At 64.4% G+C, this 14638-nt stretch carries 12 protein-coding genes and 1 pseudogene; 12 read left to right on the plus strand and 1 reads right to left on the minus strand.

Annotated features, from left to right (window positions below; all coding sequences use genetic code 11):
* Nucleotides 1–25: 25 nt before the first annotated feature.
* The 6 genes and pseudogenes from LOY54_RS00695 (at nucleotide 26) to LOY54_RS00720 (ending at nucleotide 7478) form a co-directional block, all read left to right on the plus strand.
* A complete protein-coding gene (locus LOY54_RS00695; protein WP_258608784.1) occupies nucleotides 26–2182 on the plus strand; it encodes a type I secretion system permease/ATPase in 2157 nt (718 codons plus the stop codon).
* Between the two features lies 1 nt (nucleotide 2183).
* Nucleotides 2184–3544: pseudogene (locus LOY54_RS00700) on the plus strand (HlyD family type I secretion periplasmic adaptor subunit).
* A 247-nt stretch (nucleotides 3545–3791) separates the two neighbouring features.
* A complete protein-coding gene (locus LOY54_RS00705) occupies nucleotides 3792–4691 on the plus strand; it encodes a TauD/TfdA family dioxygenase (RefSeq protein WP_258608786.1) in 900 nt (299 codons plus the stop codon).
* A gap of 18 nt (nucleotides 4692–4709) precedes the next feature.
* A complete protein-coding gene (locus LOY54_RS00710; protein ID WP_093377476.1) occupies nucleotides 4710–5729 on the plus strand; it encodes an ABC transporter substrate-binding protein in 1020 nt (339 codons plus the stop codon).
* A 4-nt stretch (nucleotides 5730–5733) separates the two neighbouring features.
* Nucleotides 5734–6597 (plus strand): ABC transporter ATP-binding protein, encoded by an 864-nt coding sequence (locus LOY54_RS00715; RefSeq protein ID WP_258595770.1) that lies wholly within the window; start codon nucleotides 5734–5736, stop codon nucleotides 6595–6597.
* Nucleotides 6598–6611: 14 nt separating this feature from the next.
* Nucleotides 6612–7478 (plus strand): ABC transporter permease, encoded by an 867-nt coding sequence (locus tag LOY54_RS00720; RefSeq protein WP_258608788.1) that lies wholly within the window; start codon nucleotides 6612–6614, stop codon nucleotides 7476–7478.
* Nucleotides 7479–7483: 5 nt separating this feature from the next.
* Here LOY54_RS00720 and LOY54_RS00725 read toward each other — a convergent pair whose 3' ends face one another.
* Nucleotides 7484–8494 carry a YafY family protein gene (locus LOY54_RS00725; RefSeq protein ID WP_258608789.1) on the minus strand — a complete coding sequence of 337 codons (1011 nt, stop codon included), beginning with the start codon at nucleotides 8492–8494 and terminating at the stop codon, nucleotides 7484–7486.
* 206 nt (nucleotides 8495–8700) lie between these two features.
* Between LOY54_RS00725 and LOY54_RS00730 the strand changes: the two genes are divergently transcribed.
* The 6 genes from LOY54_RS00730 (at nucleotide 8701) to LOY54_RS00755 (ending at nucleotide 14631) form a co-directional block, all read left to right on the plus strand.
* Nucleotides 8701–9519 carry a tetratricopeptide repeat protein gene (locus LOY54_RS00730; protein WP_045201722.1) on the plus strand — a complete coding sequence of 273 codons (819 nt, stop codon included), beginning with the start codon at nucleotides 8701–8703 and terminating at the stop codon, nucleotides 9517–9519.
* Nucleotides 9520–9613: 94 nt separating this feature from the next.
* Nucleotides 9614–10066 (plus strand): MarR family winged helix-turn-helix transcriptional regulator, encoded by a 453-nt coding sequence (locus LOY54_RS00735; protein ID WP_045201724.1) that lies wholly within the window; start codon nucleotides 9614–9616, stop codon nucleotides 10064–10066.
* Entirely contained in the window at nucleotides 10063–12153 is a 2091-nt protein-coding gene (locus LOY54_RS00740; RefSeq protein WP_258608791.1) for an FUSC family protein, read from the plus strand. The genes LOY54_RS00735 and LOY54_RS00740 overlap by 4 nt, the downstream gene beginning before the upstream one ends.
* The gene (locus LOY54_RS00745) at nucleotides 12150–12362 is read left to right on the plus strand and encodes a DUF1656 domain-containing protein (protein WP_045201729.1); all 213 of its coding nucleotides are present in this window, start codon (nucleotides 12150–12152) and stop codon (nucleotides 12360–12362) included. The genes LOY54_RS00740 and LOY54_RS00745 overlap by 4 nt, the downstream gene beginning before the upstream one ends.
* Complete coding sequence (locus LOY54_RS00750; RefSeq protein WP_093377456.1) at nucleotides 12359–13234, plus strand: HlyD family secretion protein; 876 nt, start codon at nucleotides 12359–12361, stop codon at nucleotides 13232–13234. The genes LOY54_RS00745 and LOY54_RS00750 overlap by 4 nt, the downstream gene beginning before the upstream one ends.
* Nucleotides 13231–14631, plus strand: coding sequence for an efflux transporter outer membrane subunit (locus LOY54_RS00755; protein ID WP_258608792.1), 1401 nt, complete (start codon nucleotides 13231–13233; stop codon nucleotides 14629–14631). Before LOY54_RS00750 ends, LOY54_RS00755 begins: the two co-directional genes overlap by 4 nt.
* Nucleotides 14632–14638: the final 7 nt, after the last annotated feature.

Genomic DNA, 14638 nt, shown 5'->3' on the forward strand with positions numbered 1-14638 from the left:
AACCGCAACCGTTAAGAGAGCCCGCGTGGAATCAGAAGTCAGTCGAGTCCAGCTCAGCCATGATCCACGCAGTCAGCACGACGATCCGTTGCTGGACAGCCTGCTGTCTCTCTGCGTGCTGCACCAGAAGCCCGCCAGCCGGGCCATGCTGACCACCGGCCTGCCGTTGCCGGCCCAGCGCCTGAGCCCGGAGCTGCTGCCGCGTGCGGCGGCCCGTGCCGGCCTGCAGGGGCGCTTGCTGCAACGCAAGCTGGAGCAGATCCCAAGCATCGCCATGCCGGCGATGCTCTTGCTCAAGGACGGTCGCAGCACGGTGTTGCTGGGTTGGGAGAATGACGACACCGCGCGCCTGTTGCTCAGCGAGAGCGACGGCGGCGAGGTGCACGTCAGCCGCGAAGCGTTGCTGAGCGACTACAGTGGCCGGGTGTTCTTCGCCCAGCCGCAGCACAAGTTCGACGTCAACCACGGCAACCTGATTCCGCGTGCGCGTTCGTGGTTCCGGGACACCCTCAAGCGCAGCCGCTGGCTGTACATCGACGCCATCGCCGCAAGCCTGGTGATCAACCTGATCGCCCTGGCCGCGCCGCTGTTCGTGATGAACGTCTACGACCGCGTGGTGCCCAACCAGGCCACCTCGACCCTGTGGGTCCTGGCCCTGGGGATTTCCGGTGCCTACATCTTCGACCTGATTCTCAAGGGCCTGCGCAGTTTGTGCCTGGACCTGGCCGGGAAGAAGACCGACCTGATCATCTCGGCGACGCTGTTCGAACGCATCGTCGGCATGGCCATGAAGTACCGGCCGGCACGGGTCGGCAGCTTTGCCCAGAACATTCATGAATTCCAGGGCCTGCGCGATTTTCTTGCCTCGCTGACCCTGACCAGCCTCATCGACCTGCCGTTCACCCTGTTGATCCTGATGGTGATCGCCATCATCGGCGGGCACCTGGTGTGGATTCCGATCATCGCCTTCCCGCTGGCCCTGGGTATCGGCTACGCCCTGCAAAAGCCGCTGGTGGCGACTCTGGAGCGGACCATGGCCCTGGCCTCCGAGCGCCAGTCGAGCCTGATCGAAACCCTCGCCGGGCTCGATGCGGTCAAGGTCAACAACGCCGAAAGCGAACGCCAGTACATGTGGGAGCAGACCATCGGCACCCTCAGCCGCCTCGAGCTGCGGGTCAAGGTGCTCTCGGGCCTGGCGATGAACATTACCCTGCTGATCCAGCAACTGGCCGGCGTGGCGCTGATTTGTGCTGGCGTCTACCAGATCATGGCCGGCAATCTGAGCATGGGCGGCCTGATCGCTTGCTACATGCTCAGTGGCCGGGCCCTCGGCCCACTGGGCCAGCTTTCCGGTTTGCTGACCCGTTACCAGCAAGCCAAGGTGACCATGGTCTCCACCGACCAGATGATGGAGCTGCCGCAAGAGCGCAACTTCGAAGAGCGCCCGCTGAGCCGCCAGGTACTGCAGGGCGCCATCGAGTTTCGCGGCGTCGATTTCACTTATCCCAACCAGCAGAACCTGGCGCTCAAGGGCGTCAATGTGTCGATCCGCCCCGGCGAGAAAATCGGCATCATCGGTCGCAGCGGCTCGGGCAAGAGCTCGCTGGCCAAACTCATCGTCGGCCTCTATGAAGCCGATGCCGGCTCGTTGCTGGTCGATGGCGTCGACATCCGCCAGATCGACGTCAGCGAGCTGCGCCACAACATCGGCTACGTGCCCCAGGACATCCAGCTGCTGGCCGGTACCCTGCGCGACAACCTGGTCAGCGGTGCGCGCTATGTCGAGGACGAAATGGTCCTGCAGGCGGCCGAGCTGTCCGGGGTTCACGAATTCGCCCGGCTGCACCCGCAAGGTTACGAGCTGCAGGTCGGCGAGCGTGGCCAGAATCTTTCCGGTGGCCAGCGGCAGAACGTCGCCCTCGGCCGCGCCTTGTTGCTCAACCCGCAGATCCTGCTGCTCGACGAACCGACCAGCGCCATGGACAACACCGGTGAAGAACGCCTCAAGCAACGCCTGCAAGCTGTCATCGAGAACAAGACCGTGGTCCTGGTGACGCACCGGGCTTCGCTGTTGTCACTGGTCGACCGCCTGATCGTTGTCGATCGCGGGCAGATAGTCGCGGATGGCCCGAAAGCCGCCGTCATGGATGCGCTGAAGAAGGGGCAGATCAGTGTTGCTTAAGATGGATATGGGCCAGATCAAGGACAGCCTGCGCAGGTATTTCAAAGGTTCCGAATCGCTCAGCGGCCAGCCGCTGCCCGAGGTCAACAAGGCGCTGATCGAAGATGCGCCGCGCATCGTGCGCCTGACCATCTGGGGGTAATCGGATTCTTCCTGTTCCTCGGGCTCTGGGCCAACTTCGCCATTATCGACGAAGTTACCCGTGGCGAAGGCAAGGCGATTCCGTCGTCGAAACTGCAGAAGATCCAGAACCTGGAAGGCGGCATCGTCGCGCAGATCTACGCCAAAGAAGGCGAGATCGTCGAAGTCGGCGACCCCTTGCTGCGGCTGGACGACACCCGTTTTGTCTCCAACGTCGGCGAGACTGAGGCTGATCGCCTGGCCATGGCCCTGCGCGTCGAGCGCCTGAGCGCCGAGGTTGAAGACCGGCCGCTGAAGATCGACGAAGAAATCCGCAAGGCTGCGCCAAGCCAGGCCGCCAACGAAGAATCCCTGTACCAGAGCCGTCGCCAGCAACTGCAAGACGAAATCGGCGGCCTGCAGGAGCAACTGGTACAGCGCCAGCAAGAGCTGCGCGAGTTCAGTTCCAAGCAGGGCCAGTACCGCAACAGCCTGCAGCTGCTGCGCCAGGAGATCAGCATGTCCGAGCCGCTGGTGGCCCAGGGCGCAATCTCCCAGGTTGAAGTGCTGCGCCTCAAGCGTGCCGAGGTTGAAAACCGCGGCCAGCTGGATGCCACCTCGCTGGCGATCCCGCGGGCCGAATCGGCGATCAAGGAAGTCGAGCGCAAGATCGACGAGACCCGCGGCAAGTTCCGCAGCGAAGCCCTGACCCAGCTTAACGAGGCGCGCACCGACCTGAGCAAGGCCCAGGCCACCGGCAAGGCCCTGGACGACCGGGTCAACCGGACCCTGGTGACCTCGCCGGTGCGCGGTATCGTCAAGCAGCTGCTGGTCAACACCGTTGGCGGTGTAATCCAGCCGGGCAGCGACCTGGTCGAAATCGTCCCGCTGGACGATACCCTGCTGGTCGAAGCGCGCATCCGCCCGCAAGACATCGCCTTCCTGCACCCGGGGCAGGAGGCGATGGTCAAGTTCACCGCCTATGACTTCACCATCTACGGCGGCCTCAAGGCCAAGCTCGAACAGATCGGCGCCGATACCATCACCGACGAAGACAAGAACACCTTCTACGTGATCAAGCTGCGCACCGAGCGCAGCCACCTGGGCACCGACGAGAAGCCGCTGTTGATCATCCCGGGGATGGTCGCTTCGGTGGACATCATCACCGGCAAGAAGAGCGTGCTGAGCTACCTGCTCAAGCCGATCATCCGCGCCCGGGCCGAAGCGCTGCGCGAGCGTTGACAGCATCGCGGGGCAAGCCCGCTCCTACAGGGTTGTGTAGGAGCGGGCTTGCCCCGCGAAGAGGCCCGCAACCTCACCATATGCTTATGCACTAAAGATATTTAAATTCTTCCTCTTATGACTTTATAGTCACTCCCCTGCGTACCTGCCGACCAATCGGCGCGCCGCACGACCGAACCAACACGGAACACCGTGAGTTTCTGATCGATGCGCGCACCTTTGGGCGCGCTCTGCGTGGGAGTGAATCATGTCAGCGGCCTCTAACGCCTTGTCGTCCATCGACAGCGCACAGCAGCAAGCCTTCGAAATCCTGCCGTTTAGCGGTGCCGTCGGCGCCGAGATCATCGGCCTGGACCTGAGCAAGCCCGTCAGCGGCGAAGATTTCACCCGGATCCACCGGGCTCATCTCGACCACCACGTGCTGGTGTTTCGCGACCAGCGCATCAGCCCCGAACAACAGATCGCCTTCAGCCGCCGTTTTGGTGAGCTGCAGATCCACGTGCTCAAGCAGTTCCTGCTCAGCGGCCACCCGCAAATCCTCATCGTCTCCAACATCGTCGAGAACGGGCAGAACATTGGCCTGGGCGACGCCGGCAAGTTCTGGCACTCGGACCTGTCATACAAGGAACTGCCAAGCCTGGGCTCGATGCTGCACGCCCAGGAGCTGCCCAGCGAAGGCGGCGACACCCTGTTCGCCGACATGCACAAAGCCTGGGACGGCCTGCCCGAGGCCCTGCGCAAAGCCGTTGAAGGCCGCAGCGCCGCGCATTCCTATACCGCTCGCTACAGCGAGACCAAGTTCGAAGGCAACTGGCGCCCGACCCTGACTGCCGAGCAACTGGCGCAGGTGCAGGAAGTGATTCACCCGGTGGTGCGCACCCACCCGGAAAACGGCCGCAAGGCGCTGTTTGTCAGCGAAGGCTTCACCACCCGCATCGTTGACCTGCCCGACGATGAAAGCCGGCAGATCCTGACCGAGCTCTACGCCCACAGCGTGCTCGAGCAGAACATCTACCGCCACCAATGGCAGCCCCATGACCTGGTGTTCTGGGACAACCGCTCGTTGATCCACCTGGCCAGCGGCTGCCCTGCACACCTGCGCCGCAAGCTGTACCGCACCACCATCCAGGGCGATGCCCCGTTTTGATCTTTCGAGGAGTACAGCATGCGCAAATCAATCAGCCGCCTGGCGGCCAGTATCGGCCTGGGTGCCAGCCTGCTCGCCGGCAGCCTGGTGGCGCCGGCCACGGCCCAGGCCGAAGGTGAAATCCGCATTGCCGAGCAGTTCGGCATCGTTTACTTGCTGCTCAACGTGGTGCGCGATCAGAACCTGATCGAAAAACACGGCAAGGCGCAGGGCATCGACATCAAGGTCGACTGGACGCAATTGTCGGGCGGCGCTGCGATCAACGACGCCTTGCTCTCAGGCTCGGTGGACATCGCCGGTGCCGGCGTCGGCCCGCTGCTGACCATCTGGGACCGCACCCAGGGCCGCCAGAACGTCAAGGCCGTGGCTTCGCTGGGCAACTTCCCTTATTACCTGGTGAGCAGCAACCCGAAGGTCAAGACCATCGCCGACTTCAGCGAGAAAGACCGCATCGCCCTGCCGGCGGTGGGTGTCTCGGTGCAGTCGCGCTTTTTGCAGTACGCCGCCGCCAAGCAGTGGGGCGACAAGGAATACAACCGCCTCGACAAATACACCCTGGCCGTCCCCCATCCGGATGCCACTGCGGCCTTGCTGGCCGGCGGCACCGAGCTCAACGCGCACTTCTCCAACCCGCCGTTCCAGGACCAGGTGCTGGCCAACAAGGACGTGCACGTGGTGCTCAACACCTACGACCTGCTCGGCCCGAACTCGCCGACCGTGCTGTTCGCCACCGAAAAATTCCGCAACGACAACCCCAAGACCTACAAAGCCTTTGTTGATGCCCTGGCTGAAGCCGCCGAGTTTGCCCAGAACGACAAGGCCGCCGCTGCCGACACCTACATTCGCGTGACCAAGGCCAAGATCGACCGCGAGGCATTGCTGAAGATCATCGACAACCCGCAGTACGAGTTCAGCGTGACGCCGAAAAACACCTACCCGCTGGCCGAATTCCTCTACCGCGTGGGCGCGATCAAGCACAAACCCGAATCCTGGAAAGACTACTTCTTCCAGGACGAGAAACCGCTGCAAGGGAGCTGACCGGATGAACACCCCATTGCCAGGCCACACGGTCAGCAAGCTGAGCAGCGTCGCCACGCCGCCGCTGCTGCAGGTGGATAACCTAAGCCTCGAATACCGCACCGCGCAGCGCGTGGTGCGGGCTACCCACCAGGTCAGTTTCGAAGTGGACAAAGCCGACCGCTTTGTCCTGCTCGGGCCTTCGGGCTGCGGCAAGTCGACCCTGCTCAAGGCGGTGGCCGGCTTCATCGAGCCCCGGGAAGGGCAGATCCGCCTGCAGGGCCAGGCCGTGCAGGGCCCGGGCCCGGACCGCATCGTGGTGTTCCAGGAATTCGATCAGCTGCCGCCGTGGAAAACCGTCAAGCACAACGTGATGTTCCCGTTGCTCGCCTCGGGCACGCTCAAGCGCAAGGAGGCTGAGCAGCGCGCCTTGCACTACCTGGAAAAGGTCGGTCTGGCGGGTTTCGCTGATGCCTATCCGCATACCCTGTCGGGCGGCATGAAAGCCCGCGTGGCGATTGCCCGGGCGCTGGCCATGCAGCCGAAGATCCTGCTGATGGACGAACCCTTCGCCGCCCTCGACGCCCTGACCCGGCGCAAGATGCAGGAAGAGTTGCTGCTGCTCTGGGAAGAGGTGCGCTTCACCCTGTTGTTCGTTACCCATTCGATCGAAGAGGCGCTGGTGGTCGGCAACCGCATCCTCTTGCTGTCGCCCCATCCGGGCCGGGTACGCGCTGAAATCCACAGCCACCAGTACAACCTGCAAAGCCTTGGCGCCAGTGATTTCCAGGCCTCGGCGCGGCGTATCCACCGCTTGCTGTTCGACGATGATGCCCAGGTCGAACACGACCCGGCGTTGGGTTTCGCCGACATTCGCATTGCCTACTGACCGGGAGTTTTGCCATGACCACGACTGTTACGCCGCGTCAGGAATATGAAGTCGTCCTCGAACCGCTGCTCAGTGTCCCCGTAGAACGTGAACTGCCGCTCGGCCAGCGCCTCTGGCGACAGGGCTGGTTGCGCAAGGGCCTGATCCTGATTCTGCTGGCTCTGGCCTGGGAAGCCATCGCCCGCTATCAGGGCAACGACCTGCTGCTGCCGAGCTTTTTACAAACCGCCGCGGCCCTGTACGACGGCCTGCTCAGCGGCGAGTTGCTGGCCAAGGTTGGGGTGTCGCTGGTGGTGCTGCTCAAGGGTTACCTGCTGGGCATCGTTCTGGCTTTTGGCCTGACCAGCCTGGCGGTGTCGACCCAGTTCGGCCGCGACCTGCTCAGCACCCTGACCTCGATGTTCAACCCCTTGCCGGCGATTGCCTTGCTGCCCTTGGCGCTGCTGTGGTTCGGCCTGGGCGACAACAGCCTGATCTTTGTGCTGGTGCACTCGGTGCTCTGGGCCCTGGCGCTGAATACCTACGCCGGCTTTCTTGGCGTCAGTGAAACCCTGCGCATGGCCGGGCGCAACTATGGCCTGCGCGGCTTGCGCCTGGTCGTGCATATCCTGATTCCGGCGGCGCTGCCGTCGATCCTCTCGGGGCTGAAGATTGGCTGGGCCTTTGCCTGGCGCACGCTGATCGCCGCCGAGCTGGTGTTCGGCGCCACCAGCGGCAAGGGCGGGCTGGGCTGGTACATCTTCCAGAACCGCAACGAGCTGTACACCGACAAGGTGTTCGCTGGCCTTGCGGTGGTGATCTTGATCGGCTTGCTGGTCGAGAGCCTGGTGTTCAACACCCTGGAGCGCATCACCCTGCGTCGCTGGGGCATGCAGCGCTGAGCGGCTCAGGCGCTTTGGTACTGCGCCGCGGCATTGTTGAGGGTTTCGGCAATTTGCTGGCGCAGGCTCAGGGGCTGCTCGACGATCAGCCCGTCACCCTGGCTCAGTAGCCACCAGCGCAGCTGCCAGCTGTTGCTGACGGTAGCTTTGAGGCGGTGCCCGGCGTCCAGCGGGGTCAGGTGCATATCGGCCGACAGCGGCGTCTCGCGCACCAGGCGGGCGAGGTTGTCGCTGATCCAGGCCTGCAGTTCGATCTTGTCGGTATCGCCGAACTGCAGGGCGTCGCTGCGCAGGTACGCTTGCAGGTCGAAGGCGCGCAGGCCTTCGGTGGGGCTGTCGAGAATGCGCAGTTTGCGAAAGCGATGCACGGCGAACTGGCGTATGTCGGTATAGGGCGCAGCGGTGGCAATCAGGTAGCTGACCTGGCCGCGCTGAATCAACGCCAGCGGGTTGAGGGTCAGTTCGCTGAGCTTGTCGTTGTGCGCCGAGTAGTACTGGCAGTGCAGCTGGTATTCCTCAAGCAGCGCATGCTGCACGGTCTCGAGGATACTGTCGGGCACTTCCGGGGCCTGCATGTTCATGTCCGGGCGTACGCTGGCGACTTTGTCCAGCCAGCGCGCCACCTTGTTCGCTCCCGACAGGTGTTCGAGCTTCTGCCGGGCATGGCTGAAGCGCGGGTCCAACACCTTGAGCATGCTCCCCGGCAACAGCGGGCGTACCGCCTCTTCCACCAGCGCCAGGCTCAGCGCCTCACTGACACTGGTACCGCGCAATTCAATGCAGGCGTTGGCTGCCCAGTGCCAGCCGTACGGGATGCTCTTGTCGTTGCGCTCCAGCGGAAAAATCAGCGACAGCTCGTTGAGATCGCGTTCGATGCTGCGCTTGCTGATGGTGAATCCTGCGTCCTGCAGGCGGCCAACCAGCTCGGCACTGGTAATGCCCGGTGAGCGGCTGGGCAACTGGCGCAGCAACTCCCATTGGCGGCTGAGGGTGGCGCGTGTCGTGGCGGAGGGCAAAAGGTGGCGTCCTTGTCTAGGCTTGCGGTTGTAGCATGGCGCCAGCGTAGTGATATGGCAATTAGCCATTTATGTATCCAGATCAAGGATGAAGCAGTTGAGTGCCCTAACTGAATCGTTCGCGACAGGTTTTGTCGTGGCCGTGCGCAGAATCACGCCTCATCACTCCCGCTGTTGGATCTGTGGGTAGTTCAATGAGGACGAACATGTCAGCTGCAAGCAACATCTACCCACTGCTTGAGCGCCTGTTGCCCGAGCGGATCATCCCTGCGCCCGGCCGCCCTGGCCGCCTGCAGCGGTTGTACGCCGGGGTCGGCATGCCCAGCCAGCGGGCAGTGCTGGGCGAGAGTTTCGCCCTGATCAGCCGCCTGGACGAAGCCAGCGACCTGCAGGCGGTGTACGACGACCTGCGCGCCCAGGCCCTGGAAGGCAACGTCGGCGCGCTCAACGACCTGGGCTGGATCTGGCTCAATGGCAAGTACTGGCGCGCCGACCCGACCCTGGCCGGGCACCTGCTGCGTATGGCGGCCCTGCAGGGCAGTGCCGCAGCCTGGTTCAACCTCGGCCAGCAGCATTACTTCGGCAAGGGAGTGGAGGTCGCCTATGCCAGTGCGGCAGAGTACTACCAGCAGGCGTTCGAGCGTGGCCTGGAACACGCCGCCGCGGCGCTGGGTGATCTCTACGAAGAAGAAATCTGTGACAGCGACAGCCAGGACTGGCAGGTCGACCTGCAGCAGGCCTACCGCTGGTTCCTGCGCGGCGCCCAGCGCGGTGACGCACGCTGCCGCTTCGAGGTCGGCTATCGCCTGCTGCATGGGCTGACGGTCAACGTCGACAGCAAGGCCGCCGTGTACTGGCTGGAACTGGCCGCCGTGGCCGGAGTGATGCAGGCTGCCGAAGAGCTGGCGGTGCATTTCAGCGAGGTCAACAACGCCCTGCGTTACCTGTTCTGGCGCGAGCAGGCGATCAGCCTGGGCAGCAAGCTGGCGCTGAACATGAAGCTGGACGATCAACTGCAACCTTGAACATGACGTTTGTCAGCCACTATTGACGGCAGGGGCGGTGATCGAAGAATATTGATAGTTAGCAAACTATGAATATAGCCACGAACCTCCCTTCATGACCCTCGACGCACTGCAACTCAACATCAGCAGCGGCATGGTGGTGGCCGGCCGGCACTGGCGGCGCATCTGCCAGGCGACCCTGGCTGGCTACGGCATTTCCGAAGCCTGCGCGGTCCCTTTGCTGATGATCGTGCGCCTGGGTGATGGCGTGCACCAGGTCGCCGTAGCCCAGGCGGCGGGGCTCGAAAGCCCGTCGCTGGTGCGCCTGCTCGACCAGCTGTGCAATGCAGGCTTTGTCTGCCGTACGGAAGATCCGGTCGATCGCCGGGCCAAGGCCCTGAGCCTGACCGCCAGCGGTCGGGTATTGGCCGAAGCCATCGAAGGCGAGCTGGTGCGCCTGCGCCGCGAAGTGCTGCAGGGCATCGACGAAGCCGACCTGCTGGCCACCCTGCGCGTGCTGCGCGCCTTCGAAGACGCTGCCCAGCGCACCCCGGGCGTGCCGACGTGAACGGTTTTTTCAGCTCGATGCCGCCGGCGCGCGACTGGTTCTACGGGGTGCGCACCTTCGCCGCGTCGATGATCGCCCTGTACATCGCCTTGCTCATGCAACTGCCCCGGCCTTACTGGGCCATGGCTACGGTGTATATCGTCTCCAGCCCGTTCGTCGGGCCCACCAGTTCCAAGGCCCTGTATCGCGCCATGGGCACCTTGCTCGGCGCTGCCGGGGCGGTGTTCCTGGTGCCGCTGCTGGTGCAGACGCCAGTGCTTTTGACCGTCGCCGTGGCGCTGTGGACCGGCACCTTGCTGTTCCTCTCGCTGCACCTGCGCACCGCCAACAGCTATGCGCTGATGCTGGCCGGCTACACCCTGCCGATGATCGCCCTGCCGGTGGTCGACGACCCGCTGGCAGTGTTCGACATTGCCTCGTCGCGGGCCCAGGAAATCTGCCTGGGCATCGTCTGTGCGGCAGTGGTCGGAGCGATCTTCTGGCCACGGCGCCTGACCCCGGTGCTGGTTGGCGCCACTGGCAACTGGTTCAACGAGGCGATCCGCTACAGCGATACCTTCCTGGCCCGCGAGGCGACTGCCGATAAAGTCGGCGGCTTGCGTGCCTCGATGGTCACCACCTTCAACTCGCTGGAGCTGATGATCGGCCAGTTGTCCCATGAAGGCGCACGGCCGCAAACGGTGAAGAATGCCCGCGAGCTACGTGGGCGGATGATCCACCTGCTGCCGGTGATCGATGCCCTCGACGACGCCTTGCTCGCCCTCGAAGGCCGTGCCCCGGCCCAGAGCGAACAGCTGCAGCCATTGCTGAGCGAAGCCCGCGCCTGGCTGCAGGGCACCGCGCAGGATCCATCGCCGGCACGCTGGTCGGCGTTGCGTGCGCACATCGAAGATATGCAACCGAGCGCCGCCGCCCTTGATGAGCGCGCCTCGCTGCTGCTGTCCAACGCGCTCTATCGCCTGGCTGAATGGGCCGACCTGTGGCAAGACTGTTGCAGCCTGCAGCACGCCATCCGCAACGAAGACCTCTCGCCCTGGCGCGCGGTGTATCGGCACTGGCGCCTGGGCCGGCTGACGCCGTTCTTCGACCGGGGGCTGATGCTCTACTCGGTGTTCTCCACCGTCAGCGCGATCATCGTTGCCACCACCCTGTGGATTTTGCTCGGCTGGGGCGACGGCGGCAGCGCGGTGATTCTCGCCGCCGTGGCCTGCAGCTTCTTTGCCGCCATGGACGACCCGGCGCCGCAGATCTACCGGTTCTTCTTCTGGACTTCGCTGTCGGTGCTGTTTGCCAGCCTTTACCTGTTTCTGGTGCTGCCCAACCTGCATGACTTTCCTATGCTGGTGCTGGCCTTCGCCATACCGTGCATCTGCGTCGGCACCCTGACCGTGCAGCCGCGCTTCTACCTGGGCACCTTGCTGACTATCGTCAACACCGCCTCGTTCATCAGCATCCAGGGCGCCTACGACGCCAACTTCCTGACCTTCATCAACGCCAACCTGGCCGGGCCGGTGGGCTTGCTGTTCGCCTTCGTCTGGACCCTGGTGGTGCGCCCGTTCGGCGTTGAGCTTGCGGCCAAGCGCCTGACCCGTTTCAGCTGGCACGACATCGTCGGCATGACCCAGCCGGCGACCCTGGCCGAGCACCGGCACCTGGGCGTGCAGATGCTCGACCGGCTGATGCAGCAACTGCCGCGCCTGACCCAGACCGGCCAGGACACCGGCACCGCCCTGCGAGACCTGCGCGTGGGCCTGAACCTGCTCGACCTGCTGGCCTATATGCCACGGGTCGGCGCGCAGCCGCGCCAGTTGCTGGAGCGGGTGGTGGAAGAGGTGGGCGAACACTTTCAGGCCTGCCTGGACGCGCGCCGTCGGCTGCACGCGCCCGAGGTGCTGTTGCAGAGCATGGAGCGCGCCCGTCGCGCCCTCAACCTCAACGACCTGGCCGACAGCGCCGAGGCCCGGGTGCACCTGTTGCACGCCTTGAGCGGCCTGCGCCTGGCGCTGTTGCCGGGGGTCGAGGTGGTGCTTGAGCCATCCGACGATCAGCAACAACTGCCCTATGGCATCGATGGAGCGCCGCTGTGATCGGAGATCTGGATATCAGCGGGGTGTTCCTGCCCACGCTGCTGGTGATGATGGTCGTCACCTATTTGCTGTTTCTCGGTGTGCACGCGCTGCTCAACCGCGTGCATTTCTACCGCCTGGTCTGGCACCGGGCGCTGTTCAACGTTGCGCTTTACGCCGTGCTGCTCGGCACGGTCGATCACTTTTGCCGAAACCTGATGCTGCCATGAAAAAACCCTTGTTGACCCTGGGCCGCGTGGTCCTGACCCTGCTGGTAGTGACGCTGGCGACCGTGTTGGTCTGGCAGATGGTCATGTACTACATGTTCGCCCCCTGGACCCGGGACGGGCACATCCGCGCCGACGTGATCCAGATCGCCCCGGATGTTTCCGGTTTGATCCAGCAGGTCGAGGTACGCGACAACCAGGTGGTCAAGCGTGGCGACGTGCTGTTCACCATCGACCAGGACCGCTTCCACCTGGCCCTGCGCCAGGCCCAGGCGACCCTGGCCGAGCGCAAGGAAACCCTGGCCCAGGCCCAGCGCGAAGCCCGGCGTAATCGTGGCCTGGGTAACCTGGTGGCCGCCGAGCAACTGGAAGAGAGCCAGTCGCGCCAGGCCCGCGCCGAATCGGCCCTGGCCGAAGCCCAGGTGGCGGTGGATGCTGCGCAGTTGAACCTCGACCGTTCAGTGGTGCGCAGCCCGGTTGATGGCTACCTCAACGACCGCGCGCCGCGTGCCCACGAATTCGTCAGCGCCGGGCGGCCGGTGCTGTCGGTGGTCGACAGCGACTCCTACCACGTCGATGGCTACTTCGAAGAAACCAAGCTGGCCGGCATTCACATCGGCCAGGCTGTGGATATCCGCGTACTCGGCGACAACACCCGCCTGAGCGGGCGGGTGCAGAGCATTGCCGCCGGTATCGAGGACCGCGACCGCAGCAGCGGCGCCAACCTGCTGCCCAACGTCAACCCGGCGTTCAGCTGGGTGCGCCTGGCCCAGCGGATCCCGGTTCGGATTGCCTTCGATGAGGTGCCGGCAGACTTTCGCATGATCGCCGGGCGTACGGCGACGGTGTCGATCCTTGAGGACAAGGGCCAATGAAACGGCTGTCACTGCTCGGCTTGAGCCTGCTGCTGTCGGCCTGCCAGATGGTCGGGCCGGACTACAACGTGCCCAAGGATGCCGCGATCCAGCGCGCCGACTTGCAGGGCCAACTGCGCCAGGACGCCAGCAGCGTGGTCTCGGCGCCCGTGCCGAAAGACTGGTGGCACCTGTATCAGGACGAACGCCTCAATGAGCTGGTGCGCCAGGCCCTGGCCGCCAACAGCGAACTGCGTGTGGCGGCGGCGAACATCGCCAAGGCCCGCGCCCAGGTCGAAGAGGCCGAAGCCCAGGGTGGCTTGAACGGCGGTGTGAAGCTGGGTGCCCAGCGTTTGCAGGAGTCCGGCGAAGCCTTTTTGCAACCAGAGAAAGTGCCGGTGGCCAACATCGGCGAGGCGATCATCAGCGCGTCTTACCAGTTCGACCTGTGGGGCACCCTCAAGCGTGGCGTCGAGGCCGCCCAGGCCAATGCCGACGCGACCCAGGCCGCCGCTGATACCGCACGCATCACCCTGGTGGCCGACGTGGTACGTGCCTACACCCAGGTCTGCGCGGCCAACGAGGAATACCATATCGCCCATGAGTCCCTGGACCTGCAGCAGCAGAGCGTGACCCTGACCCAACGCCTGCGCGATGCCGGGCGTGGTGACGAAACCCAGGTGACCCGCTCGCAAACCCAGTTCAAATCCTTGCGCGCCGAGCTGCCGCGTTACCAGGCTGCGCGTGAAGCGGGCCTGTACACCTTGTCGATGCTGCTGGCCAAGCCGCTCAACCAGTTGCCGGCCGGAACCGGCGATTGCGCCGAGCTGCCGCATATCTCCCAGGTGCTGCCAGTGGGCGATGGCGCCGCGCTGCTCAAGCGCCGTCCGGATGTCCGCCAGGCCGAACGCAGCCTGGCCGCGGCCACGGCGACTATCGGCGTAGCCACCGGGCAGTTGTATCCGGACATCAGCATCGGTGCCCAGGTGGGCACCATCGGTATCCTGGACAACCTCGGCAAACCTGCGACCAACCGCTGGGGCTTCGGCCCGCTGCTGACCTGGAATGTACCGACCAACGGTTCGCGGGCGCGCATCCGTGAGGCGCAAGCTTCGACCCAGGCGGCGCTGGCGCATTTTGACGGGGTGGTGCTCAACGCCATTCGCGAAACCCAGACCAGCCTGGCGCAATACAGCGCCTTGCTGGAGCGCCGCGATGCCTTGGCCGATGCCGAGCGTTCGGCGCAACTGGCGGCAGACCAGACCCATAGGTTTTACCAGGCCGGGCGTGAGTCGTTCCTGGCGGACCTGCAGGCGACCCGTACTTACACCGAGATGCGCGCGCAACTGGCGGCGGCCAATACCCAGGTGGCGATGGGGCAGATCGGCTTGTTCCTGGCGTTGGGTGGTGGCTGGTAGCTCGCGA

Origin of the sequence: Pseudomonas sp. B21-032 (assembly GCF_024748965.1) — a bacterium.
Lineage (GTDB): Bacteria > Pseudomonadota > Gammaproteobacteria > Pseudomonadales > Pseudomonadaceae > Aquipseudomonas.

Coding starts and splice junctions, on each gene's coding strand:
- LOY54_RS00705 (WP_258608786.1), top strand. CDS start 3,792: ATGTCAGCGGCCTCTAACGCCTTGTCGTCCATCGACAGCGCACAGCAG.
- LOY54_RS00735 (WP_045201724.1), top strand. CDS start 9,614: ATGACCCTCGACGCACTGCAACTCAACATCAGCAGCGGCATGGTGGTG.
- LOY54_RS00710 (WP_093377476.1), top strand. CDS start 4,710: ATGCGCAAATCAATCAGCCGCCTGGCGGCCAGTATCGGCCTGGGTGCC.
- LOY54_RS00755 (WP_258608792.1), top strand. CDS start 13,231: ATGAAACGGCTGTCACTGCTCGGCTTGAGCCTGCTGCTGTCGGCCTGC.
- LOY54_RS00720 (WP_258608788.1), top strand. CDS start 6,612: ATGACCACGACTGTTACGCCGCGTCAGGAATATGAAGTCGTCCTCGAA.
- LOY54_RS00730 (WP_045201722.1), top strand. CDS start 8,701: ATGTCAGCTGCAAGCAACATCTACCCACTGCTTGAGCGCCTGTTGCCC.
- LOY54_RS00715 (WP_258595770.1), top strand. CDS start 5,734: ATGAACACCCCATTGCCAGGCCACACGGTCAGCAAGCTGAGCAGCGTC.
- LOY54_RS00750 (WP_093377456.1), top strand. CDS start 12,359: ATGAAAAAACCCTTGTTGACCCTGGGCCGCGTGGTCCTGACCCTGCTG.